22 protein-coding genes are annotated in these 23,105 nt (G+C 71.8%); 10 read left to right on the forward strand and 12 right to left on the reverse strand.

Going from position 1 to position 23,105, the window contains the following annotated elements; genetic code table 11:
- The first annotated feature begins 167 nt into the window (after positions 1-167).
- Positions 168-2,159: a Stk1 family PASTA domain-containing Ser/Thr kinase gene (pknB, locus tag V6U86_RS05945; protein WP_334499309.1), complete on the forward strand. Its 1,992-nt coding sequence runs from the start codon at positions 168-170 to the stop codon at positions 2,157-2,159.
- Entirely contained in the window at positions 2,159-3,031 is an 873-nt protein-coding gene (locus V6U86_RS05950; RefSeq protein WP_334499311.1) for a deoxyribonuclease IV, read from the forward strand. Before pknB ends, V6U86_RS05950 begins: the two co-directional genes overlap by 1 nt.
- 105 nt (positions 3,032-3,136) lie before the next feature.
- Here V6U86_RS05950 and V6U86_RS05955 read toward each other — a convergent pair whose 3' ends face one another.
- From V6U86_RS05955 to V6U86_RS05970, 4 genes are all read right to left on the reverse strand, one after another.
- On the reverse strand, positions 3,137-4,171 hold the full coding sequence (locus tag V6U86_RS05955; RefSeq protein ID WP_334499313.1) for a threonine aldolase family protein: 1,035 nt from the start codon (positions 4,169-4,171) through the stop codon (positions 3,137-3,139).
- A gap of 44 nt (positions 4,172-4,215) precedes the next feature.
- Positions 4,216-5,622: a class II 3-deoxy-7-phosphoheptulonate synthase gene (locus tag V6U86_RS05960; protein ID WP_334499315.1), complete on the reverse strand. Its 1,407-nt coding sequence runs from the start codon at positions 5,620-5,622 to the stop codon at positions 4,216-4,218.
- Between the two features lie 87 nt (positions 5,623-5,709).
- A complete protein-coding gene (locus tag V6U86_RS05965) occupies positions 5,710-6,213 on the reverse strand; it encodes a nuclear transport factor 2 family protein (protein ID WP_334499317.1) in 504 nt (167 codons plus the stop codon).
- 181 nt (positions 6,214-6,394) lie between these two features.
- Positions 6,395-8,020 carry a glycosyl hydrolase family 18 protein gene (locus tag V6U86_RS05970; RefSeq protein ID WP_334499319.1) on the reverse strand — a complete coding sequence of 542 codons (1,626 nt, stop codon included), beginning with the start codon at positions 8,018-8,020 and terminating at the stop codon, positions 6,395-6,397.
- A 169-nt stretch (positions 8,021-8,189) separates the two neighbouring features.
- Here V6U86_RS05970 and V6U86_RS05975 point away from each other — a divergent pair, with 169 nt between their 5' ends.
- The 5 genes from V6U86_RS05975 (at position 8,190) to V6U86_RS05995 (ending at position 12,072) form a co-directional block, all read left to right on the forward strand.
- On the forward strand, positions 8,190-8,684 hold the full coding sequence (locus V6U86_RS05975; RefSeq protein WP_334499321.1) for a glutathione peroxidase: 495 nt from the start codon (positions 8,190-8,192) through the stop codon (positions 8,682-8,684).
- Positions 8,685-9,007: 323 nt separating this feature from the next.
- Positions 9,008-9,682 (forward strand): NADPH-dependent F420 reductase, encoded by a 675-nt coding sequence (locus V6U86_RS05980; RefSeq protein ID WP_334499323.1) that lies wholly within the window; start codon positions 9,008-9,010, stop codon positions 9,680-9,682.
- 70 nt (positions 9,683-9,752) lie between these two features.
- Complete coding sequence (locus V6U86_RS05985; RefSeq protein ID WP_334499325.1) at positions 9,753-10,424, forward strand: class I SAM-dependent methyltransferase; 672 nt, start codon at positions 9,753-9,755, stop codon at positions 10,422-10,424.
- A gap of 107 nt (positions 10,425-10,531) precedes the next feature.
- The gene (locus V6U86_RS05990) at positions 10,532-11,398 is read left to right on the forward strand and encodes a DUF4397 domain-containing protein (RefSeq protein ID WP_334499327.1); all 867 of its coding nucleotides are present in this window, start codon (positions 10,532-10,534) and stop codon (positions 11,396-11,398) included.
- Positions 11,395-12,072 carry a class F sortase gene (locus V6U86_RS05995; RefSeq protein ID WP_334499330.1) on the forward strand — a complete coding sequence of 226 codons (678 nt, stop codon included), beginning with the start codon at positions 11,395-11,397 and terminating at the stop codon, positions 12,070-12,072. Before V6U86_RS05990 ends, V6U86_RS05995 begins: the two co-directional genes overlap by 4 nt.
- A gap of 27 nt (positions 12,073-12,099) precedes the next feature.
- On the opposite strand, the gene V6U86_RS06000 is transcribed toward V6U86_RS05995, so the two are convergent.
- The 5 genes from V6U86_RS06000 to V6U86_RS06020 all read right to left on the reverse strand — a co-directional run bounded on the left by V6U86_RS06000 (position 12,100) and on the right by V6U86_RS06020 (position 15,656).
- Positions 12,100-12,450: a DUF2203 domain-containing protein gene (locus V6U86_RS06000; RefSeq protein WP_334499332.1), complete on the reverse strand. Its 351-nt coding sequence runs from the start codon at positions 12,448-12,450 to the stop codon at positions 12,100-12,102.
- Positions 12,451-12,496: 46 nt separating this feature from the next.
- Entirely contained in the window at positions 12,497-13,315 is an 819-nt protein-coding gene (gene proC / locus V6U86_RS06005) for a pyrroline-5-carboxylate reductase (RefSeq protein ID WP_334499334.1), read from the reverse strand.
- 72 nt (positions 13,316-13,387) lie between these two features.
- Complete coding sequence (locus V6U86_RS06010) at positions 13,388-14,416, reverse strand: 6-phosphofructokinase (RefSeq protein ID WP_334499902.1); 1,029 nt, start codon at positions 14,414-14,416, stop codon at positions 13,388-13,390.
- Positions 14,417-14,577: 161 nt separating this feature from the next.
- Entirely contained in the window at positions 14,578-15,081 is a 504-nt protein-coding gene (locus V6U86_RS06015; protein ID WP_334499337.1) for a pyridoxamine 5'-phosphate oxidase family protein, read from the reverse strand.
- Between the two features lie 77 nt (positions 15,082-15,158).
- A complete protein-coding gene (locus V6U86_RS06020) occupies positions 15,159-15,656 on the reverse strand; it encodes a polyadenylate-specific 3'-exoribonuclease AS (protein WP_112582786.1) in 498 nt (165 codons plus the stop codon).
- Between the two features lie 264 nt (positions 15,657-15,920).
- Between V6U86_RS06020 and V6U86_RS06025 the strand changes: the two genes are divergently transcribed.
- Positions 15,921-16,613 (forward strand): Crp/Fnr family transcriptional regulator, encoded by a 693-nt coding sequence (locus V6U86_RS06025; RefSeq protein ID WP_091407574.1) that lies wholly within the window; start codon positions 15,921-15,923, stop codon positions 16,611-16,613.
- A 151-nt stretch (positions 16,614-16,764) separates the two neighbouring features.
- Here V6U86_RS06025 and V6U86_RS06030 read toward each other — a convergent pair whose 3' ends face one another.
- A complete protein-coding gene (locus tag V6U86_RS06030; protein ID WP_334499339.1) occupies positions 16,765-16,932 on the reverse strand; it encodes a hypothetical protein in 168 nt (55 codons plus the stop codon).
- 202 nt (positions 16,933-17,134) lie between these two features.
- Here V6U86_RS06030 and V6U86_RS06035 point away from each other — a divergent pair, with 202 nt between their 5' ends.
- Positions 17,135-18,355: an MFS transporter gene (locus V6U86_RS06035; RefSeq protein ID WP_334499342.1), complete on the forward strand. Its 1,221-nt coding sequence runs from the start codon at positions 17,135-17,137 to the stop codon at positions 18,353-18,355.
- Between the two features lie 56 nt (positions 18,356-18,411).
- Here V6U86_RS06035 and V6U86_RS06040 read toward each other — a convergent pair whose 3' ends face one another.
- Positions 18,412-18,669 (reverse strand): hypothetical protein, encoded by a 258-nt coding sequence (locus V6U86_RS06040; protein ID WP_081884176.1) that lies wholly within the window; start codon positions 18,667-18,669, stop codon positions 18,412-18,414.
- Between the two features lie 136 nt (positions 18,670-18,805).
- Between V6U86_RS06040 and V6U86_RS06045 the strand changes: the two genes are divergently transcribed.
- Entirely contained in the window at positions 18,806-22,279 is a 3,474-nt protein-coding gene (locus V6U86_RS06045) for an adenylate/guanylate cyclase domain-containing protein (RefSeq protein WP_334499914.1), read from the forward strand.
- Between the two features lie 32 nt (positions 22,280-22,311).
- Here the strand turns inward: V6U86_RS06045 and V6U86_RS06050 are convergent, their stop codons facing one another.
- On the reverse strand, positions 22,312-23,004 hold the full coding sequence (locus tag V6U86_RS06050; RefSeq protein ID WP_334499346.1) for a lysophospholipid acyltransferase family protein: 693 nt from the start codon (positions 23,002-23,004) through the stop codon (positions 22,312-22,314).
- Positions 23,005-23,105: the final 101 nt, after the last annotated feature.

Genomic DNA, 23,105 nt, shown 5'->3' on the forward strand with positions numbered 1-23,105 from the left:
CGCCGCGACGAGCCACCGGCACCCCGGGCGACCCGTCGGCGCACACTCTCCTGATCGCCCCTGACCAGCGAATAAGGGACACAGAGCCCGGCAGGACGGCCCGGGTCAGCGTCCGGCTGTAGCATCCTGTTCATCCTTAGCCTCTTGGACACATAGACTGCCTGCCGATGGACACTCAGGTCGCCGACACGTTGCTGGGCTCGCTGATCGACGGGCGCTACCGCATTCGCGGTCGCGTGGCCCGTGGTGGCATGGCGACCGTGTACACCGCCACCGACGAGCGCCTTGAGCGCACCGTCGCTGTCAAGATCATTCACCCGACCCAGGCGAGCGAGGCACGGGCGAGGATCGCCAACTTCGTGGCCCGGTTCACCGACGAGGCGAAGACGATCGCCCGGCTCACCCACCCGAACGTGGTGGCGGTCTACGACCAGGGCACGCACGCCGGCCTGCCGTACCTGGTGATGGAGTACGTCCGGGGCCGCACGCTGCGCGACGTGCTGGCCGAGCGACGCCGGCTCAACCCGGACGAGGCGTTGGCCATCGCCGAGCAGATGCTCGCCGCGATCGCCGCCGCGCACCGGGCCGGTCTCGTGCACCGCGACGTCAAACCGGAGAACGTGCTGGTCGCGGAGGCGCCCACCGGCGGCGTCGCCAACCTGGTCGACAGCGTCGTGAAGGTGGCCGACTTCGGGTTGGCCCGGGCGGTCGAGGCGAGCGCCGACGAGGCGCAGGGCAACCAACTGATGGCCACCGTGGCGTACGTCGCCCCGGAGCTGGTCACCGAGGGCCGCGCCGATCCGCGCACCGACGTCTACTCGGCCGGCATCGTGCTGTTCGAGATGCTCACCGGCCGGGTGCCGTACGACGGGGACCGCCCGGTGGACGTCGCCTGGCAGCACGTCGACCGGGACGTGCCGGCGCCCTCGACGCTGGTGCCGGGCCTGCCGTCGGTCCTCGACGACCTGGTGCAGCGGGCCACTCGGCGTGATCCCGGCGCCCGGCCCGCGGACGCCGGCGCGCTGTTGGCCGAGGTGCAGGTTGCCCGGGATCGTCTGGGCGACGCCAACAGCCACACCGCCGTACTCCGCCCGGTCAGCGACGAACCGTCGCTCTCCCAGCCGACCATGATGGTCGCGACGGTCCAACCGCCCAACCGCCCGTCGTGGGCCCGGCTGCCCGAGGGGGCCAGCAACCAGGGGCCGGGACGGCGTCGGGCCGCCCCGGAGCCCGCGGAGGGCCTGGGCGTCCGGCTCGCCGAGCTGCGCCGCACGGTACTGAACAACCCTCGTGGCCGGCTGGCCGTCGCGGCCGTGGTGGTGACGCTGGGCCTGGTGGCCGCGATCGGGGGTTGGTGGATCGGCGTCGGCCGCTACACGGAAGCTCCGCAGCTGGTGAGCCTGAGCAAGACCGAGGCGCAGGCGCGGGCCGACCGCGCCGGGCTGGTCCTCACGTACGCCGAGCCGCGCTTCGATGAGAAGGCCCCGAAGGACAGCGTGCTGGGGCAGAGCCCGGCGTCCACTGCCAAGATCGTCAAGGGTGGCACGATCACCCTGACCCTCTCGCTGGGCCCGGAGCGTTTCCCCGTACCGGACGTGATCGGCAAGGAGTTCGAGCTCGCCGAGGCGGACCTGCTCAACGCGAAGCTGGTGGTGGCCAAGGGCACCCCCCGCTACGACGACAGCCTGCCGGCCGGGGTCGTGGTGGACAGCTCCCCCAAGGTGGGCGCCGAGGTCAAACCGGGGGCGAAGGTCACCCTCATTCTGAGCCGGGGCAGGGCGCCGGTGACGGTGCCGAACCTGGTCGGCAAGACCCTGACCGAGGCCCGGACGGCCCTGGCCCAGCTCAACCTGGTGCTGGCGGAGACCTACAAGGACTCCGACAAGCCGAGGGATGAGATCCTCGGCCAGAGCCCGGCCGACGGCGCAGGCGTGGAGAAGGGCACCCAGGTCAAGTTGGACGTCAGCAAGGGGCCACCACTGGTCGTCATGCCGCGGGTGCTCGACCTGCCATGCCAGCAGGCCAAGCAGGCGTTGGAGGGCCAGGGCTACCCGGTGACGATGGTGGCGATCAACCCGAACGCCGTGGTCCGGATCCAGACCCCGGGCGAGAACTCGCAGGTGGCGCCAGGCACCCCGGTCACCCTGACGTGCTTCTGATGCCGACGATCTCCGCGCGACCGGTGGGCGCGCACACTCCGACCTCGGGTGGGCTGGCGAAGGCTGCCCTGCCGTACGCCGACGTGACGGGCGCGCAGGTGGTGCAGGTCTACGTCTCCAATTCGCGGGGCTGGGCACTGCCCGACGGCGACCCCGTGCAGGACGCCCTGTTCCGTGACGGTTGCGCCGAGCGGGGCATTCCCGCGTTCATCCACGCCGCGCTGCTGGTCAACCTCGGTTCGCCCACCCCGACCACGGTCGAGAAGTCGGCTCAGACGCTGGCGCACGCGCTGCGTCGGGGTGTGGCGATCGGCGCGCGGGGGGTGGTGTTCCACGCGGGCAGTTCGGTGGACGAGGGGCACGCCGAGGCGGCGATGCGACAGGTTCGCGAGGTGTTGCTGCCGTTGCTCGACTGGGCCGCCGACGCTGGCGGGCCGATGTTGCTGGTCGAGCCGAGCGCGGGTGGAGGTCGGTCGCTCGCCTCCCGGGTGGAGCAGCTCGGGCCCTACCTGGACGCGGTGGACGGGCACCCCATGCTCGGGGTCTGCTTCGACACCTGCCACGCCTGGGCGGCCGGCCACGATCTGGCGGCCGAGGGCGGCATGACGGCGACCCTGGACACCCTGGTGGCCACGGTCGGCGCGGACCGGCTGCGGCTGGTCCACGCCAACGACTCGAAGGATCTGTGCGGCTCCACCCGGGATCGGCACGAGAACATCGGCAAGGGCTCCATCGGTGAGCCCGCCTTCGCCGAGTTGATGGCCCACCCGGCAACCGCTGGCGTCCCGACCGTCGTGGAAACCCCCAGCGAGAAGCACGTGGGCCACGCCGCCGACATCACCACCCTCACCCGCCTGGCCGGGTCTTCTTAGGGCTCCGAGGTACTGGGCCGGGCCCGCGCGGCAGGCGTCGTCAACCCGTCGGTCACGCCCGCCGACGTGACTCCCCTGCTGTGCGGCCTGACATTTAAGGCCGGGTCAGGCTGCGGCGAAGATACGGGGTAGGGCTGCGACGGCGCGGTCGATGTCCGCGTCGCTGACGCCCAGGTGGGTGACCAGGCGGGCGGTCCGGGGGCCGAGCACCGAGATCAGTACGCCCTCGGCCCGCGCCACGGCGGCCAGAGCCCGTGCGTCGAGGGTGTGCTTGGTGAGGTCCAGCGCGACCAGGTTGGTACGGACCGTCGTGGCCAGCACACCGAACGGCGCCACCGCCTCGGCGAGCCGGGCCGCCTTCGCGTGGTCGTCGGCCAGCCGGTCGATGTGCTGCGCGAGCGCGTACCGACCGGCAGCGGCGAGAATGCCGGCCTGGCGCATACCACCGCCCATCCGCTTACGGATCATCCGAGCTCGCTCGATCTTGTCCGCGCTGCCCACCACCAGCGAGCCGACCGGCGCGCCGAGGCCCTTGGAGAGGCACACCGACATCGTGTCGAAGAGCCGGCCGTACTCGATCAGCGGCACCCCGTCGGCGACGTGCGCGTGCCAGATCCGGGCGCCGTCGCAGTGCAGCGCGACGCCCGCCTCGTCGGCGACCCCGCGCAGATCCCGCAGGGTCGCCAGCGGAATCACCCCGCCGCCGCCCCGGTTGTGGGTCTGCTCCACGGCGATCGCGCGGGTGGGAACGGCGAAGTAGCCGTCCGGCCGGATCATCCCGGCCACCACCTCCGGGTCGATGTCCGCGCCCACCGCGGGCCAGGTCCGCGAGGAGATCCCACCGTACGCCGCCGCGGCGCCAATCTCGTACGTGACCACGTGCGCGTCGGCGTCGCAGAGCAGCTCGTCGCCGGGCGACACCGACAGTTGCAGGGCGATCTGGTTCGCCATCGACCCACTCGGGGCGAAGAGCGCCGCCTCGTGCCCGAACAACGCGGCGACCTCGGCCTCCAGCGCGTTGACGCTCGGGTCCTCGCCGTACACGTCGTCACCGACCTCGGCGGCGGCCATCGCCGCCCGCATCCCGGCGGTGGGTCGGGTCACCGTGTCGGACCGCAGGTCCACGAACAGATCAGTCATTGTCATCCCTCCGACTTGCCGACTTCGAGGCTGGCGAGCTCGACTCAGCCACGGAGCATCTCCGCTACGAGGAACGCCAACTCCAACGACTGCTGGGTGTTCAGCCGCGGGTCGCAGGCGGTTTCGTACCGGTCGGGCAGGTCGAGATCCTCGATGCCCTGGGCGCCACCGAGGCACTCGGTGACGTCTTCGCCGGTCAACTCGACGTGCAGGCCACCGGGGTGGGTGTCCAGCCCTCGGTGCACCTCGAAGTAGCCGAGCACCTCGTCGACGATGCGGTCGAAGTGCCGGGTCTTGTAACCGTTGGACGACTCGTGCGTGTTGCCGTGCATCGGGTCGCACTGCCAGACCACCTTGGCCCCGGCGGCGGTGACCTTGGCGACGATCGGCGGCAGCGCGTCGCGTACCCGGTGGTTGCCCATCCGGCTGATCAGGGTGAGCCGACCGGGGATGTTGTCCGGGTTGAGCTTCTCGCACAACTCGATCGCCTCGTCCGGGGAGGTGGTCGGGCCGAGCTTGACCCCGATCGGGTTGGCGATCCGGGAGATGAAGTCGATGTGCGCACCGCTGATCTGCCGGGTGCGCTCGCCGATCCAGAGGAAGTGCCCGGAGAGCCCGTAGGCACGCCGGTCGGAGACCCGGGTGAGCGCGCGGTCGTACTCCAGGGCGAGGGCCTCGTGGGAGCAGTAGAGCGTGACGGTGCGCAGCGCCTCGTCGTCAGTCATGCCGCAGGCCCGGATGAAGGCCAGCGCCCGGTCGATCTCCCGGGCGATCGCCTCGTAACGCTCCCCCGCCGGGGAGCTCTTCACGAAGCCCTTGTTCCAGTCGTGCACGGCGTGCAGGTCGGCGAGCCCACCCGCGAGGTACGCCCGGAGCATGTTCATCGCCGCCGCCGAGTTGGCGTACGCGCGGATCATGCGCTGCGGGTCGGCGACCCGGGCGGCCGGGTCTGCCTCCAGCGAGTTGATCATGTCGCCGCGGTACGCGGGCAGGCCACGGGCGTCGGTCGGCAGCGAGCGGGGCTTCGTGTACTGCCCGGCGACCCGGGCGACCTTGACCACCGGCAGCGACGCGCCGTAGGTGAGCACGATCGCCATCTGGAGCAGGGTGCGGGCGTTGGCCAGCAGGTGGCTCTCGGTGTTGTCGACGAACGTCTCGGCGCAGTCACCGCCCTGCAGCAGGAACGCCTTGCCCTCGCAGACCAGGGCGAGCTTCTGCCGGAGCTGGTCCACCTCGTAGGGCGCGACGACCGACGGCACGGTGTCGAGGACCTTGCAGACGGCGGCGACGGCGGCCGGGTCGGACCACGGCGGGACCTGCTCGCGGGGCAGCTCCCGCCATCGGTCCAGACCGAGCGCGGCGTCCTCGGCGGAGTCGACGGTCGGTCGGCTGGTCTGCAGGCCCGGGCTGCCCACCGCGGGATGGCTCAGCTGATGCCACTCATGGCGCATGACGGAAAGCGTACGGCGACGGTCGGGGTGCCCGGGCGGCGAGGGGGACGGTTCCGGCAGATGGGAGATCAATCTGCCGAACGCCGGTCAGGACGCGGGGCTGGGGGAGACGCCGGTCGGCGTCGCGGCCGGCCCACCGGGCGCTTCCCCGGCGATGCACCAGTCGCCTCCGTCCCGGGTGACGGTGAAGACCAGCGGCCGGGTGACGGTGCGCTTGCCGGCCGTTACCGAGACCGAGACGCGGACTTCCTGCCCGAGCGGACCGGGCCGGATGTCGGTGATGGCCGCCTCCGGCACCTGGAAATGGTCGGCGAAGTCACCGTTGGGGCCGGTGGCGCCCAGGTCGAAGCCGTCGTGCAGCAGAGCGCAGAGCTGGCTCCGGCCGGCGTCGACGTCCTTGGCCGCCATCGCGTCGAGGTACGCCTGCACGCGCTCCCGGGAGCGGGTGGCGGCCTCCTCGGCGGGCGCTCGGGCCGGCTTGGTGGCGGACTCGTCCTCGCCCCCACCACCGAGCCCGCAGCCGACCAGGGCGACCGGCAGCAGCATCAGCCCGGCGGCGGTCGCCACCAGCCTGCGGTGCGTCGGGCGCATGACCACCTCCGTCAACGGTGAGATCGAGACGTGCCGAGCCGCGAGTCTGCCACATCGAGCTGATCGAGCCCAACGGTGGCGGCCCGGTCGACGCTGGGCGTCGACCGGGCCGCTGTGTCACGGGCGGGAAGGGGCGGTGCGGGCCCCTTCCCGCCGTGTGGGTGGTGCGCAGGCCTTCGGCTCAGCCGAGACCGCCCTTGATGGCGCCGATGAGCTCGCCGTTGCTCGTGTCACCGGAGAGCTCCCAGAAGAACGCGCCACCGAGGCCCTGGTTGTTCGCGTACGTCATCTTGCCGTTGATGGTCGACGGGGTGTCGTAGCTCCACCAGTTGCTGCCGCACTTGGCGTACGCGGTGCCGCCGACCGTACCGGTGGCCGGGCAGGTGTTCTTGAGGACCTTGTAGTCCTCGATGCCGGCCTCGTAGGTGCCGGGTGCCGCGCCGGTGGCGCTGCCGCCCGGAGCGGCCTGGGTGACACCGGTCCACCCCCGGCCGTAGAAGCCGATGCCGAGCAGCAGCTTGTTGGCCGGGACGCCCTTGCTCTTGAGCTTCTGGATCGCCGCGTCGGAGTTGAAGCCCTGCTGCGGGATGCCGGTGTACGAGGTCAGCGGCGAGTGCGGCGCCGTCGGCCCCTGGGCGGCGAACGCCCCGAAGTAGTCGTACGTCATCGGCATCAGCCAGTTGAGGTTGCCGATGGCGCCGGCGTAGTCGGTGGCGTCGATCTTGCCGCCGTTGCTGCCGTCCGCGGTGATGGCGGCGGTGACCAGGGCGTTGGACCCGAACTTCGACCGCAGCGCGCTGATCACGTTCTTGAAGGCGTTCGGGCCGCTGGTGTCACAGCTCAGGCCGCAGGCGTTGGGGTACTCCCAGTCGACGTCGATGCCGTCGAAGACGTCCGCCCAGCGCGGGTCCTCGACCAGGTTGTAGCAGCTCTCGGCGAAGGCGGCCGGGTTCTGCGCGGCCTGCGTGAAGCCACCGGACCAGGTCCAGCCACCGAACGACCAGATCACCTTCAGGTTGGGGTTCAGTCGCTTGAGCTTGCGCAGCTGGTTGAAGCTGCCCCGCAGCGGCTGGTCCCAGGTGTCGGCGACACCGTCGACGCTGTCCGCCGCGGTGTACGCCTTCTCGTAGTCGGCGTAACTGTCACCGATCGAGCAGCGACCGCCGGTGGTGTTGCCGAAGGCGTACAGGATGTGGGTCAGCTTGGCAGCCGAGCCGCTGGTCTGGATGTTCTTGACGTGGTAGTTGCGGGCGTATACGCCCCACTCGGCGAAGTAGCCGACGACCTTCTTGCCACCCGGGTTCGGCGGGTTGGTGGTCGGCGGTGGCGTGGTGGGCGGTGTGGTGGTGGGCGGCGTCGTCGTCGGTGGGGTGGTGGTCGGCGGGGTCGTGGTCGGCGGAGTCGTCCCACCGCCGCACGCGACACCGTTGACGGTGCAGTTCAGCGGTGCCTTGTAGACGCCGCTGCCGTTGTAGCCCCAACTGAACGATGCGCCGGGGGCGAGGCTGCCGGCCCAGCTCTTCTTGACCGCGACGTAGTGGTTGCCGCTGCTGGTGACGTCGGCGTCCCACGCGCTGGTGATGGTGGTGCCCGACGGCAGGTCGAACTCGATGCGCCAGGTGGTGACCGTGGCGCTGGAGCCGTTGGTGACGGTCACCTTCGCCTCGTGACCGGTCCCCCAGTCCTGCGCCTTGGTGAAGGTGGTGGTGACCGTGCCGGCGCCGAACGCGGTGGTCACCGGCACCGCTGCGACGGTCACGGCGACCACGGCACCGGCCCAGAGGGCCCGGCGGAGCGATCTTTTCATGCGGCGTCTCCCGAACTGTTAGGAAACTTTCCAAAAGGGATGGTGAGACGGTACTCACGGCGTCATCAGTTCGTCAAGATGTGCATGTTTCGATTTCTCCTGGTGCACGGAGTGCACACGCTGCGCCCACACCCGGGGGCGTCTTCGGGCCGGCGCGTAGCCTCGCCCCATGACCGTCTTCGACATCCCCATCGACGCCCTCAACGGCGGCCCCGCCGACCTGGCCAGCTACCGTGGCAGGACGTTGCTGATCGTCAACGTGGCGTCCCGCTGCGGCCTCACCCCCCAGTACGCCGGCCTCCAGACGCTCGCCGACTCCTACGCCGACCGAGGTCTGGTGGTGCTCGGGGTGCCGTGCAACCAGTTCGCCGGGCAGGAGCCGGGCAGCGCCGCCGAGATCAGCGACTTCTGCCAGGTCAACTACGGGGTCACCTTCCCGCTGACCGAGAAGGTCGACGTCAACGGCCCCGACCGGCACCCGCTCTACGCCGCGCTCGTGGACACCCCGGACGCCGACGGGCACACCGGTGACGTGCGCTGGAACTTCGAGAAGTTCCTGGTGGCACCGGACGGCTCGGTCGCCGCCCGGTTCGCTCCCACGGTCGAGCCCGGCTCCGACGACCTGCGCGCGGCCATCGAGAAGACCCTCCCCATCCCGGCCTGAGTCGACTTTCCCGACCTCCGGGCCGCCTTGATCACGCTCGAACATGGATGTAGTGGCCTCCCGGCTTCCGGACGCCACTACATCCTGGATCGAGCGCGATCAAGACCGGACCGCTCACCACCGGAGAGTGGCAGGTCCTCGGAGAGCCCGTCGGCGATCGGCCTGAGCAGTACGTTGGGCGAGCGGGCCCACGTCGTGACCAGCCACCTGCCAGGACGGCGACGGTCGCGAGCGGTCTGCGCAGCTACCCGATGGCGGGTGAGCAAAATAACCCACCAGTCTGGTCGGGAATTCGTCGTGGGTGGACGGAGTTGGGAACGAACATGACAACTGTGGGACTGATCGGCAGTGGCAACATCGGCGGCACCGTGGCCCGGCTGGCCGTCGACGCCGGCTACGACGTGGTGCTGAGCAACTCGCGGGGCCCGGAGACCCTCACCGACCTGGTGGAGACCCTGGGCGAGCACGCCAGCGCCGGCACCGCGCAGGACGCCGCGCAGGTCGGTGACCTGGTGGTGGTCACTGTGCCGCTGAAGGCGTACCGGGCGGTGCCCGTGGAACCGCTGGCCGGCAAGGTCGTCATCGACACCAACAACTACTACCCGCAGCGCGACGGCGCCTTCCCCGAGCTGGACTCGGGCGAGATCACCAGCAGCGAGCTGCTCCAGCGGCACCTGCCGGACTCGCGGGTGGTCAAGGTCTTCAACAACATCTACTTCAAGGGCCTGGCCGCGCTCCCCCGGCCGTCTGGCGCGGCCGACCGCAGCGCCCTCGCGATCGCCGGTGACGACGCCGCCGCGAAGGCCGAGGTGACCACCTTCCTGGACCGGATCGGCTACGACGCGGTGGATGTCGGCCCGCTGGCCGAGGGGTGGCGCTACCAGCCGGACACCCCGGCGTACGGCACGCTCTACTCCGCCAGCCCGACCGACTGGGAGCACCCGGCCCCGGGCGACGCCGCGAAGCTGCGCGCCGCCCTGGCCGCCGCCACCCGCTGAGCGGAAACGCGCCTCTGCCCTCGGCAGAAGGGGGCAGAGGCGGCGAGGGCTGAATCCCTAGCATCGGCGGATGGGGACGACGAGCACACCGGCGTACGACGCCTACGCGGACTGGTACGAGGGCTTCATCTCCGGCGGCGGCGACTATCTGCGCCGGGTGCACTCGACGGTGGCGGACCTGCTCGGCGCGGGCGAAGGTCCCTGCCTCGACATCTGCTGCGGTACCGGCGCGCACGCTCCGGTGCCGATGGGTCTGGGTTGGACGCCGGTGGGTGTGGACCTGTCCGGCGAGCAGTTGCGGCACGCGCGCCGGCGGTTGCCGGTGGCCCGGGGTGACGCGGTCGCCCTGCCGATCGCGGACGCGTCGCTGCCGGCCGCGATGTGCGTGCTGGCCAGCACCGACCTGCCCGACTACCCGGCCATGCTGCGTGAGGTCGCCCGGGTGCTGCGCCCCGGTGGGCGATTCGTGCACGTGGGTGTGCACCCGTGTTTCGTGGGCGCGTTCGCCGACTGGAGTCAACATCCGAGTGTCGTCGTCGACGCCCGGTACGCCGACCGGTCACACACCTTCGACAGCTGGAACAGCAGCGGCGTCCGGGTACGGGTGGGCGCCTGGCACGTCCCCCTCGCCGACCTGGTGAACGCGACAGTGGACGCCGGTCTTCGGCTGGTCCGGGTCGTCGAAGCGGGACCGGGCGGAATCCCCGACCTGTTCGGTCTCCTCGCCATCCGCGATCGGTAGCGACAGCGACAAAAAGATCGCTGTGGCAACTTGCGCCGCAGTCCCGTTCACGGGACCCTGTTTCCCTGGGTTGCCGCCCGCTCACCGAACGTGCTTCCGGAGGCGACATGCACACGCTCCGTACCGCGCCCCGCCGGCTGCTGGCCGGCTCCGGCGTGCTCCTGCTCACCGCCGCCCTCGCCGCCGCCTTTCCGGTTCCGGCCACCGCCGCGCCCGGCGCGGACACCGTCGGATACGTCCGGCTCGCGCACCTCTCCCCGGACACCCCGGCGGTGGACGTCTACCTGGCCGCGCCGGGGGCGGCGAAGCCGCAGGTCTTCCCCGGGGTCGGTTACGGCGTGGTCTCCGACTACCTCGAACTCGCGCCGGGCCGGTACGCGGTGGCCATGCGGGAGGCCGGCGCCCCGGCCAGCGACCCTCCGGTGCTCACCACCGAGGTCGCGGTGACCAGCGGCGACGCCTTCACGGTGGCCGGTGTCGGTCGGCACGCCGACCTTGGCTTGCGGGTGCTCACCGACGATCTCAGCGCCCCCACCGACGGCCGCGCCAAGGTGCGGGTCGTGCAGGCCTCGGTGCGGACCCCGGTGCTCGACGTGGCCGCCGCCGACGGCCCGATGATCGCCGACGGGGTGCAGTTCGCCACCACGACCGACTACCAGCAGGTCGAGCCGGGCAGTTGGCGGCTGAAGCTGACGGGTGCCGGCGGCCCGAGCGCCGACGCCGAGGTGCGGCTCACCGGCGGCGCGGTCTACTCGCTGCTGGTGCTCGACGCGCGGCAGGGCGGGCTCACCGCCGAGCTGCGCCGCGACGCCGAGGGCGGCACCGTCGTCCCGGCCGGCGGTGTGGACACCGGTGCCGGTGGCACCGCCGGGGCCGGGTTCGACGCGTACCCCATGGTGGCCGGCGGCCTGGCCGCGGCGGCCGGCGCGGTGGCCCTGCTGCTCTGGCGCCGGCGGCGGCGCACCACCTGGTGAGCGCCGGGCCGGCCCCGTCGATCCGGCGGCACCGTGACCGTCGGATATCGCTGGCCGCGCTGGTCGCGGCCGGCGCGGCGGTCTGCCTGGCCGCCGGCACCGGGGCCGGGCTGGCCACCGCCGAACGGCCACCGTCGGCGGCGAGCTGGCACCCCGGCTGCGGCGACGACTGCCCGTCGGTGGCCACCGCGCCCACGCCACACGGTCCACCCACCCGGGTACGCGTACCGCGCATCGGCGTCGACTCACCGCTCACGGTGCTCGGCCTGGACCGTGCCGGCGTGCTGATTCCGCCGACCGGCTTCGACACCGCTGGCTGGTACGGCGGTGGCCCGGCCCCGGGCGACACCGGCCCGGCCGTCCTCGCCGGGCATCTGGACTCACGGCGCGGCCCGGCGGTCTTCGCCCGGCTCGGCGAGCTACGGCCCGGCGACCTCGTGCAGGTGTGGCGCGGCGGGCAGCGGTTGTCGTTCCGGGTGACCGGGTCGCTGCGTACCCGCAAGGACCAGTTTCCGACGGCCGTGGTCTACGGGCCGACGCCCGGGGCGGAGCTGCGCCTGGTCACCTGCGGGGGCGACTTCGACCGGCGGCGGGGCCACTACGTCGACAACGTGGTGGTGTTCGCGGTGGCCGAGGCCGGCGATCCGGTCCTGCCGACCTCAGCGGCGGGTTGAGCCGCGCGGGGGCGCGAAGCGGGCCTGTCAGAGCGGGCGACGGCCAGCGAAGCCGCACTCGGCACGGTGGTACCAGCGCACGTCGGAGTCGCCCTCCAGCCAGCACCAGAGCACGGCGCGACCGGCCCGCTCACCGGGGAAATCGAGCAGCACCGGGGCGATGCCCTTGACCTGGATGTCGTGCTGGTGCAGCTCGTCGACGACGGCGTGCAGCCGGGCCTCCAGCGCCTTCTCCTCGGCCCGCCCACCGAGCGCGCTCACGCCGTGCCCGGCCAGGTCGGCGCGCAACTCGGCCAGGTCAGCCCGCACCCGGATCAACTCGTCGACGCGCGGCCGCAGAGTGGCCACCAGGTGCCGAGCCTGGGCAAGTGTGAACACCGGCCCAGTATGCGGCACACCCGGCCCCGCGACGTGCCCCAAATGGTCAGTCGGCCTGTGCCGCCAGCTCGCGGGCCCGGTCCCGGGCGGCCTCCAACGCGGCGAGCAGCGCGGCGCGTACGCCGTGCTTCTCCAGCTCACGGATCGCGGAGATGGTGGTGCCGGCCGGCGAGGTGACCGCCTCGCGCAGCTTGACCGGGTGCTCGCCAGAGTCGCGCAGCATCACCGCCGACCCGATCGCGGTCTGCACGATCAACTCGTGCGCCACCTGGCGGGGCAGCCCGAGCAGGATCCCCGCGTCGACCATGGCTTCGACCAGCAGGTAGAAGTAGGCCGGGCCGGAGCCGGAGAGCGCGGTGACCGCGTCCTGCTGCGACTCGGGCACCCGGATCGTCTGGCCGAGCGGCTTGAACATCTCCTCGGCCAACGTCAGGTGCGCCCCGGTGGCGTACGCGCCGGCGGAGATCGCGGTCATCGCCTCGTCGACCAGTGCCGGGGTGTTGGTCATCACCCGCACCACCGGCGTGCCCTCGGGCAGCCGGCGGCTGAAGAAGCTGGTGGGCAGACCGGCGCAGAGCGAGATGACGAGCTTGTCGGCCGGCACCTTGGGGCCGATCTCGTCGAGTAGCGCGGCGGCGTCCTGCGGCTTCACCGAGACCGCGAGCACCGCCGCCTCGTCCACCGCGGTCAGGTTGTCGACCACCCGTACGCCGTAACGGGCGGTCAGCTCCTCTGCGCGAGCGGGCCGGCGGGCGGTGGTCAGTAGCCGGTCCACCGGCCATCCCGAGCGCAGCAGCCCGGAGAGCATCAGCTCACCGATCTTGCCCGCGCCGATCACCGCGACCGTGTGCACCCCGGCTGACATGTCGGCCCGTACCCCCTCGCATCGGTTCGCGGCGCGGCGGACCCGCAGGCCCGCCGCGCCGTCGACGATCGATCAGCTACCGAAGAAGACCTCAGCCTCGGCGTACCGCTCCAGCGGCACGGTCTTCAGCTCGCGGGTGGCCTCGGCCAGCGGCACCCGGACGATGTCCGTGCTCTGCATCGCGACCATCTTGCCCCAGTCGCCGTCGTTGACGGCGTCGATGGCCTGCAGGCCCAGGCGGGTGGCGAGCACCCGGTCGAAGGCGGTCGGGGTGCCACCGCGCTGGATGTGGCCCAGCACCACGGTGCGGGCCTCCTTGCCGGTCTTGGCCTCCAGCTGCTCGGCGAGCCACTGGCCGATGCCGCCGAGGCGGACGTGGCCGAACGAGTCGAGCTCCTGGTTGGCGAGGACCATCTGGCCGTCCAGCGGCTGGGCGCCCTCGGCGACCACGACGATCGGGGCGTACTGGTGCTGGAAGCGCTTCTCGACGTAGCCGGCCACCTGGTCGACGTCGAACTGGCGCTCGGGCAGCAGGATCACGTTGGCGCCGCCGGCCAGGCCGGCGTGCAGGGCGATCCAGCCGGCGTGCCGGCCCATCACTTCGACGACCAGGGTGCGGTGGTGGCTCTCGGCGGTGGTGTGCAGCCGGTCGATGGCCTCCATCGCGATGTTGACCGCGGTGTCGAAGCCGAAGGTGTAGTCGGTGGCGCCGAGGTCGTTGTCGATCGTCTTCGGCACGCCGATGACGTGCACGCCCAGCTCGTAGAGCTTGGTGGCCACGCCGAGGGTGTCCTCGCCGCCGATCGCGATCAGCGCGTCCACGCCCTGGGCGGCGAGGTTGTCCTTGATCCGCTCGACGCCGTTCTCGATCTTGAACGGGTTGGTCCGGGACGAGCCGAGGATGGTGCCACCGCGGGGCAGGATGCCGCGGACGTCGGCGATGTCCAGCGGCCGGGACAGACCCTCCAGCGGGCCCTTCCAGCCGTCCCGGAAGCCCACGAACTCGTGACCGTAAGTGGCGACGCCCTTGCGGACCACCGCCCGGATGACCGCGTTGAGACCGGGGCAGTCGCCGCCGCCGGTGAGCACGCCGATACGCATGATCCGCTCATCCTCCTGGAGCATCAGGTAAAGCCCGATTTGCCCCAGGGTATGTGTCAGGTCAGACCATCGGCGCCGTTGCCGGCCCGGGGCGGGCCGTCACTGCGCACTGTAGTCGGCCCGCCGGTACGGCGACAGCGCGCCCCGGCCACCCGCCCCGGTCAGTAGGCCACCTCGCGGTTCTCGCCGACCTCCGGTGGCCGGCCGGTGACCGCGGCCTTCGCGTAGCCGAGCAGGTTCACCACGGTGCTGCTCGGCGAGTCCCAGTACTCGGCGGAGCTGGCGTGCACCTTGATCAGCGTCAGGCCGGGGGTGTCCAGCCCGTCGGGGAACCACGCCTTGAGCAGCGGGTTCCACAACTGCTCGGCGCGCGCCCGGTCGAACCCCTCGGTGGCGGTGCCGGAGATCGACACCCACGCGTTGTGCTTCTGGTCGGAGAAGGCGATGTTGACCTCCGGGTTCACCCGGAGCTGGCGGACCTTGGCCGAGTCGGCGGAGGCGAAGAACCACAGCTCGCCGTCGAACTCGGCCTCCTGGAGCCCCATCGGCCGGCTCACCTGCCGCCCGTCCAGAGCAGTCGTGGTGAGCATGCAGATCCGTGCCGCCCGGGCCAGGGCGGTGACCCGGGCACGCGCCTGCACGGCGCTGGTCGGCTGGTCGCTCATGGCAATCTCCCTCGGCTCGGCTGGCCGAACCGTGCCCGGGACAGAACCGGTCAAACCTGCGGTGGCGTGGCCACCGCTCAACGGGCGGTCATCGCCCGCCAGCGGGCCAGATTGTGCCGGGCGTCGACCAGGGCGTCGTGCCGGGCCGCGTCCGCGTCCGGCAGGGGCGGCCTACCCCGGTCGTCCCAGAGTTGCCGCAGCTCCTTGGTGTAGCGGGGAATCTCCCGGGGCAGCGCCGGCATCGCACCCCAGAGCTGGGCGAGCACCACGTGGTCGTACGCGGCGAACCAGGCCCACAACTCCAACTGCTCCCCCGGCCGGTCCCGGATCGGCTCGACCAGGAAGTCGTACAGGTCGTCACGGATGCGCTCACGCGAGCGCCAGGCCCGGTCCGCCGGGGAGGGCAGCTTGTCCAGCACGTTGCGTCGGACCCAGGGCACGGCGCGGGAGTCGTCGAACTCAGTGGAGACCGCGTAGAACTCGCGGCCGTACTCGTCGACGACACCGATCGAGACGAGGTCGACGGTCGTGCCGTCCTCGATGAACTCGCAGTCGTAGAAGTAGCGGTAGACCATTCCGGGCATCTTCGCCCACCGCCGCTAGGCCGCGCCCGGCGGGGCCCACCCGGAGGTGAGCCCCGCCGTGGCGACACCTCGTGAACGGCTCGTCGCAGCTCGTGACGGTCACGGAAGTGCTTCGAGGGGTGTACAGCAAGCGACCGGACCGTCATGATCTGATGTGTACCGCTACCGGACGCCGAATCGGTGTCAGTTCACCTTGTCGGGGCCCATCAGGTTCGCCCGGTGAGCGAGTTGTGGTCCATGGGGAGGGGTTGGGCCGTGGAGGTTCGCCTGCCAGAGCCGGGTGACGCGCTCACGGGTGTCGAGATGTTCGCCGGGCTGGAGCCCGAGGTGCGGCAGCGCGTCATCGCTGCCGCCGTTCCACGCACCTACCGCAAGGGGCAGTTGCTCTTCGTGGAGAACGACCCCGGCGAGTCGCTGATCGTGCTGCGCCGTGGCGCGGTGGCCGTGTTTCGCACCGCACCCACCGGCGAGCGGGCCGTGCTGTCGGTTATCCGTCCACCGGACGTCCTCGGCGAGGTCTCCCTGCTCGACGCGTCCACCCGGTCCGCCTCGGCGGAGGCCATCGAGGACTGCGCGGCGCTCGCGCTCTCGCGGGGCGCGTTCATGGAGTTGGTGCATTCCAACCCGCGCATCCTGGACGCGGTGATGCGCTCACTGGGCGGGCTGATCCGCCGGCTCACCGAGCAGAACGCCGACCACGTCTTCCTCGACCTGCCCGGTCGGGTGGCGAAGACACTGGTCCGGTTGGCCGGCGAGAGCCAGGCCCCGATGATCACGATCGAGCTCAATCAGAGCCAGCTGGCCGAGATGGCTGGTGGTTCCCGGCAGAGCGTCAACCAGGCGATCGGCTCGTTCGCGAGCCGGGGCTGGCTGCGTACCGAGGGCCGTCGGATCGTGGTGACCGACGTGGCCGCGTTGCGCCGCCGCGCCGGCATGGCCGACCGCTGACCGACCGGCCCGCTCCAGCATCGTCGCCGGTCGGGCGTCCGATCTGGACACCCGTCGTCCACCGTCGGCCAACTCTCCCACCCGTACACACGGCTGCGCCGGCTGCCAGTGGCAGCCGGCGTCACCGTTCTCGCGGTTCAGCGCGTCGGGCTCAGCGGGTCGGGCCGATCCAGCGGGTCGGGCCGAGCCAGCGGGCCTCGTCCGACTGGTAGCCGGGGCCGGCCCAGAAGCCCGGTCCCGCCCAGAATCCCGGCCCGGCCCAGATGCCCGGTCCGGCCCAGCCGCTCGCGGTCGTGGTGGTCGTCGTCGTGGTCGCCATGTCGTCTCCCTGGTCGATGGATCGTGCCTGTCTTGCCAAGGACGCTACGACGTGAAGGGGTGGTACAAAATAGGACAAATCGACATGAATCACTGGCTGAAGGGCGGTTGTTGGCCGCCCCACCGCGCTGACAAGGTTGCCGCGCCCGCCCCTGTTCCAGGGCCCGTGCCGACATACCCGCAGCAGTGAGGAGCCACCGGTCATGTCATTACTCCGCGGCAATGTCGCATTTCGTCGTTACTGGTCTGCGCGCCTGGTGTCGTACGCCGGCGACCAGCTGGCCCGGACGGCGCTGCTGATCGCGGTCTACGACCGGCACGGCGGCGGCGCGGTCGCCCTGCTGCTGCTGGCGTCGACGGTGCCCCGGCTGCTCGGACCGTTACTCGGCGCCCTGGCCGACCGATTCGATCAGCGCCGACTGATGATCGGTTGTGACTCCGCCCAGGCGTTGATCTACCTCACCGTCGCGCTGCTCGCGCCGCCCCTGCCCGTCCTGTTGGCGCTGATCACCGCGGCCACCACGGCCGCCACCGCGTTCACTCCCGCCGGTCGGAGCCTGCTCCCCCGCCTGGTCGAACGCGAGCAACTGCCGGCGGCGAACGCGCAACTCGCCACGGGTGTCAACATCGGGATCGCCGCCGGGCCGGCCGTCGGCGGCCTCCTGCTGGCGACCCTCGGGCTGACCGCCACCCTGCTCGTGGACGCGGCGACCTTCGTGCTCTCCGCGCTGCTGATCGGCGGAGTCCGGACGCTCTCGGCGACCGGGGCCACCCGCCGGGCTGAGCCACTGCACACGGTGCTGCGCGAAGGGCTGCGAGTGGTCCGGGGACACAGCGTCGTCCGCGCGGTCTCGGTCGGGTTCCTGGTGATGGTGATGTTCGCCGCGCTCGACAACCTCGCCATCGTCCCCCTCGGACGCGCCGAACTGGGCGCCACCGAGGTCACGATCGGCCTGCTGGGCACCGCCTACGGCGTCGGCATGGTGCTCGGTCCGATGTGTCTGGCGAGAACCGGCGTACGCATCCGGATGGACCTGATGCTCTACGGCGCCTTGCTCGCGCTCGGTGCCGGAACGCTGGTCACCGGCCTCAGCCCGGTGATCGCGCTCGCCATCGCCGGTCAGGCGGTGGCCGGTGTCGGCGCGGGCTGGCACAACGTCGCCGCCGACACCCTCATCCAGCAGAACGTGCCGGCCGAACGGCTCGGCGTGGTGTTCGGCACCGTCTACATGTTCCCGTACGCGGCGGAGGCCCTGGCCTACGCTGCCGGCGCACCGCTGTTAGCGGTGGTCGGGCCACGATGGGTGCTGGTCATCTCGGGGTTGGGGGTGCTGGCCACCCTGGGGATCGTCGCTCCCCTGCTCACCCGGGCCCTGGGGCTACGGCTGCCGGCGCCGGGCAGGTTCGCGGCGGTCAACGGGTGAGGCTGCCCGATGGGTGCGGCCGGCGGACCGGTGGCCCGCCGGCCGCACCCGGGCGATCAGTTCTCCGTGCTGTCGGCCGGCGGCGCACCCGGCCCCGGACCGATCTTCTTCGGGTCGGTCGGCTTACCAGCCGTGGACGTGCTCGACGAGGTGGTCGTGGTCTCCCCCGACCCGCCCGACTGACCTTCAGGCTCTTCCACCATGCCCTGCTCCTCCAGTTCGGCGAGAGTCACCGCATCGACGTCGATCGTGTCGCCCGGAGCCCACTGCGTCCCACCCGGATCGGTCCACGAGGCGGACAATCGCACCTGCACGGCACTCTCCCTGACATGAAACTTCCTGGTACGGAACACTAACCCCGACCGATCGATGACGTTGCCCGCCCGCACGTCGGGTACCCGACTGGCGGATCAACCGCGATACTGACCCCTCTCGCCCACGGAGCTGAACATCGACCTCAAGTGTGGACACTGCGCACGCGCGGCCGGACCGGACGACCGCTTCTGCGGCGGGTGTGGCCAGCCGCTCGGGGTCAACTGTGCGCACTGCGGGCATGCCAACAGCACCGAGGTCAACTTCTGCACCAGCTGCGGCCGACCGCTGCGGGACCACGTCGTCGTGGTGCAGGAGGACCGGCGTCAGGTCAGCGTGCTCTTCATCGACATCGTGGATTTCACCAGGTACGCGGAGCAGGCCGACCCGGAGCAGGCCCGCAGTCTGCAGCAGACCTACTTCGCCACGGTGCGCCGGATCGTGCACCAGTACGGCGGGGTGGTCGAGAAGTACATCGGTGACGCGGTGATGGCGCTGTTCGGCGCGCCGGTGGCAACCGACAACGACGCGTTGCGCTGTGTCCGCGCCGGCCTGGAGCTGCAGCGGAGCCTGGCCCGCCAGCCCGCCGGTCCGCACCCGCCGCTGGGCTTCCGGGTCGGCATCGCCACCGGCGAGGCCCTGGTCGACCTCTCCGCCACCCGCGACGGTGGGCAGGCCTTCGTGACCGGAGACGTGGTCAACACGGCCTCCCGCCTGCAGGGGTTCGCCCCGCCGGGCGGTGTGGTCGTCGACGAGAGCACCTGGTCGGCCACCCGACACGAGATGGAGTACGCCGACCAACCACCGGTCACCCTGCGCGGCCGGTCCGCTGTGAGCCGGATCTGGCTGGCCGTCCAGGTCCGACCACACCGGGACCCGCGTGGCGCCGAACTGACCCCGATGGTGGACCGGGAGCACGAGCGCGGCCTGCTGGTCAACGCGCTGCACCGGATGGTGACCGAGCGGACCTCCCAGTTGGTGACGGTGTTCGGCCCGGCCGGTGTGGGCAAGAGCCGGCTGCTGCGCGAGCTGGCCCGGCACGCCGGCAGCATGCCCGGTCCGCCGGTCACCTGGCTCGTCGGGCAGTGCCCGCCGTTCGGCGAGAACGTCACCTGGGCCGCACTGTCGGACATCGTGAAGACCTGGGTGGGCGTGCCGGAGGTCGACGACCCGGCCGCGTTGCGCGAGCGGCTGCGGGCCCGTCTGGGGCAGCTCGCCGACCCGCACGCGGTCCGGCTGGCCGAGGCGCTCGGGCCGCTGATCGGCGTACCCGGCGAACGGCTCACCCCCGGCGAGACCGAGGCGGCCTGGCGGCGGTTCCTGCTCGCCCTGGCGTCCACCGGCCCGACCGTGCTGGCCTTCGAGGACATGCACTGGGCGGACCAGGCGATGCTCGCCTTCGTCGAGCAACTGGGCGCGACAGCGCGCGGCGTACCGCTGCTGGTCGTCGCGACCGCCCGGCCGGAGCTGCGGGAACGGCACCCGGCCTGGACCGGCACGATCAGTGGCGCGATGTCCATCTCGGTGCCGCCGATGCACGACACCGACATCGACACGCTCTACTCGCTGCTCCTCGGGCAGTCGACGCTGCCCTCCGGCTCGCGTACCCCGCTGATCGAGTTCGCCGACGGCAACCCGCTCTACGCCCAGGAGTACGCCCGGATGCTGCTCGACGGCGGCCTGCTCGACGGGGTCGATCCGGCCGTCCGCCCCGACCTCGACGGTGGCCCGGAGATGCCCCGCACGGTGCAGGCGGTCATCGCGAACCGGCTCGACCTGCTGGACCCGGCCGACCGGGCGGTGCTCCAGGCCGCCGCCGTGGTCGGCGTGGTGTTCTGGGCCGCTCCGGTGGCGATGGCGCTGGGGCGGCCGGTGGAGTGGGTCGAGCGTGCGCTGGACCGCCTGCAACGCCGCGACCTGGTGTACGAGCAGAGCACGTCGACGATGCCCGGCCAGTCCGAGTACCGGTTCCGGCACATCCTGGTGCGCGACGTCTGCTACCAGCGGCTACCCAGGGCCGAGCGGGTGTTGCGCCACCAACGCACCGCCGACTGGATGGCGCAGCTCACCGACGGCCGGCAGTACGACCTGGCCGAGGTGCTGGCCAACCATCGCTGGACGGCACACGAGATCGCCCGGACCGTCGGGCTGGAAACCGCCCCCTACGCCCCGCCGGCACGGGCCGCGCTGCACCGGGCGGCCCGCCGGGCGTACGAGCTGCACGCGCTGGACACCGCCGCCGCGCTGGTCGGCCGGGCGCTGGCCCTGGACGTCGGGCCGGACCCGGCGTTGGAGCTGTTCGACGCCGAGCTGGCGTTCTATCGGGACGGGGACGCCTTCCTGGTGGCGGGGGGCACGGACACCCTCACCCGGCTCGCCGAGCGGCTCACCACGAGCGGCGACCGGACGGGGGCGGCGCGGGCCTGGACGCTGCTCGCCACCGCCGCCTGGAGTCGGGCCGACCGTTCGACGACGTTGCACTGCCTCGACCAGGCGATCGGCATCTACAGCGACCTACCGGACAGCCAGGAGAAGGCGGGCGCCCTGCTGGAGTTGGCCCGGGTGCACATGCTGAACGCGGAGACCGAGCCGGCGTGCACCGCGGCGCGGGCGGCAGCAGCCCTCGCCGAGCGGCTCCAGCTGCGCGAGGTCCAGGCCAACGCGCGGATCACCCTGGCCGTGGCGCGCTACCTGGCCGGCTCCGCCTCGGCGTTTCCGGAGCTGGCGGAGGTGACCGAACACTGCCGGGTGGAGCGGCTGACCAGTCGGCGCCGGGCGGTGCAGAACCTGGCCTGGGCGTTGCAGGAGGAGGGCGACCTGGCCGGCTCGGCCCGGTTGGTTGACGAGCAGCTCACCCTCGACCTGGGCGGCGAGCACAGCCTGGCCACCAGCTTCGCCGACCAGTGGGCGCGGTCGTACTACGCGGGTGACTGGACGGCGGCGTTGGCGATGGCTGCGGAGTCGACCCAACGGCCGACCGCAGAGTGGGATCTGCACATCGTGGCGGTCTCGGGTTGGATGCGCGGGCTGGCCGAAGCCGAGTTGGACGCAACAGCGGGGCCGGGCAGGACGGGTGGGGATCTGGTCGAGCGGGCGTTGGTCGCGGCGCGGCGCAGCGGGTTCCACCGGGTGCTGCGGTCCACGCTGGCGCACGCCGCGCTGTGCCGGGCGGTGCAGGGTCGCCGCGACGAGGCGATGGCGCTGCTCACCGAGTTGGACGAGGACTGGCGGCGGACCCGGATGATTCCGTTCGCGGAGTGGGTGCCCGCGGTCGGGCACGTCGCCGGGGTGCTCGGCGCGGACGCGGCGCGGCTGGTCCGGCAGATGCTCGACCGGGCGCCCCGGATGACCCCGTGGGCTGACGCCGCCGGTCAGGTCGCCGACGCCACGCTGGCCCGGCACGCCGGGGACGCCTCGACGGCGGCGAGCCTGCTGCGCTCGGCGGCGGCCAGCTACGCCCGGATGACCGACGTGACCGACGAGGTCATCACGCTGGCGCTGGCGATCGGCCCGCTGGCCGAGACCGACCCACCCGTCGCCGCGGCGGCCCGCGCCCGCCTGCACGACTTCGCCACCCGTCACCACGCCCCGACCCTGCTCCACCTGCCCTGACCGCCGAACCGGGTCGGCCCGGCGGTGGGTGGTCAGGCGGCCAGCGGAGCCGGAACGGGCTGCTTGAGCTTCTGGGCGTAGATGTCGACGTACTCCCGGCCGGAGAGCTCCATCAACTCGTACATGACCTCGTCGGTGACCGCGCGCTCGACGAACCGGTCGCCGGCCAGCCCCGCGTAGCGGGAGAAGTCCAGGGGCGTGCCGAAGCGGACCCGCACCTGGCCGGCCCGCGGGACGAGCCTGCCGGGCGGCTGGAGTTCGTCGGCGTTGAGCATCGCCACCGGCACCACCACCGCGCCGCTCTCCAGGGCCAGTCGGGCCACCCCGGTCTTGCCCCGGTAGAGCCGCCCATCCGGGGAGCGGGTGCCCTCGGGGTAGATGCCGGCAACTCCCTGAGCGCGCAGGACCCGCAACTGGGTGTCCAGGGCGGCGCGGGCGGCCTGACCGCCGGAGCGGTCCACGGGGATCGTGCCGGTGCCGACGAAGAACATCTTCATCAACCGACCCTTGATCCCCTTACCGGTGAAGTACTCCGCCTTGGCGACGAAGGTGACCCTCCGCGAGACGATCAACGGAATGAAGATCGAGTCGAAGAAGGAGAGATGGTTGCTCGCCAGGATCACCGGGCCGGTCGCCGGCACATTGCGCAGGCCCTCCACCTGCGGGCGGAAGATCAGCTTGAGCAGCGGACCGAGGATGACGTACTTCAGCAGCCAGTAGAGCACCGGCGTCCTTTCCCGTGGTGGGCCCGCGACAGCGCCAGCCGTCGTGCCGACGAGCCTACGAAGCGAGCGCTCTCACCACAACGGACGACGTTCAGGGGCTG

Source organism: Micromonospora sp. CPCC 205558 (genome assembly GCF_036902955.1).
Classification (GTDB): Bacteria; Actinomycetota; Actinomycetes; order Mycobacteriales; family Micromonosporaceae; genus Micromonospora.

Coding starts and splice junctions, on each gene's coding strand:
- pknB (WP_334499309.1), top strand. CDS start 168: ATGGACACTCAGGTCGCCGACACGTTGCTGGGCTCGCTGATCGACGGG.
- V6U86_RS05950 (WP_334499311.1), top strand. CDS start 2,159: ATGCCGACGATCTCCGCGCGACCGGTGGGCGCGCACACTCCGACCTCG.
- V6U86_RS05955 (WP_334499313.1), bottom strand. CDS start 4,171: ATGACTGATCTGTTCGTGGACCTGCGGTCCGACACGGTGACCCGACCC.
- V6U86_RS05960 (WP_334499315.1), bottom strand. CDS start 5,622: ATGCGCCATGAGTGGCATCAGCTGAGCCATCCCGCGGTGGGCAGCCCG.
- V6U86_RS05965 (WP_334499317.1), bottom strand. CDS start 6,213: ATGCGCCCGACGCACCGCAGGCTGGTGGCGACCGCCGCCGGGCTGATG.
- V6U86_RS05970 (WP_334499319.1), bottom strand. CDS start 8,020: ATGAAAAGATCGCTCCGCCGGGCCCTCTGGGCCGGTGCCGTGGTCGCC.
- V6U86_RS05975 (WP_334499321.1), top strand. CDS start 8,190: ATGACCGTCTTCGACATCCCCATCGACGCCCTCAACGGCGGCCCCGCC.
- V6U86_RS05980 (WP_334499323.1), top strand. CDS start 9,008: ATGACAACTGTGGGACTGATCGGCAGTGGCAACATCGGCGGCACCGTG.
- V6U86_RS05985 (WP_334499325.1), top strand. CDS start 9,753: ATGGGGACGACGAGCACACCGGCGTACGACGCCTACGCGGACTGGTAC.
- V6U86_RS05990 (WP_334499327.1), top strand. CDS start 10,532: ATGCACACGCTCCGTACCGCGCCCCGCCGGCTGCTGGCCGGCTCCGGC.
- proC (WP_334499334.1), bottom strand. CDS start 13,315: ATGTCAGCCGGGGTGCACACGGTCGCGGTGATCGGCGCGGGCAAGATC.
- V6U86_RS06010 (WP_334499902.1), bottom strand. CDS start 14,416: ATGCGTATCGGCGTGCTCACCGGCGGCGGCGACTGCCCCGGTCTCAAC.
- V6U86_RS06015 (WP_334499337.1), bottom strand. CDS start 15,081: ATGAGCGACCAGCCGACCAGCGCCGTGCAGGCGCGTGCCCGGGTCACC.
- V6U86_RS06020 (WP_112582786.1), bottom strand. CDS start 15,656: ATGGTCTACCGCTACTTCTACGACTGCGAGTTCATCGAGGACGGCACG.
- V6U86_RS06030 (WP_334499339.1), bottom strand. CDS start 16,932: ATGGCGACCACGACGACGACCACCACGACCGCGAGCGGCTGGGCCGGA.
- V6U86_RS06035 (WP_334499342.1), top strand. CDS start 17,135: ATGTCATTACTCCGCGGCAATGTCGCATTTCGTCGTTACTGGTCTGCG.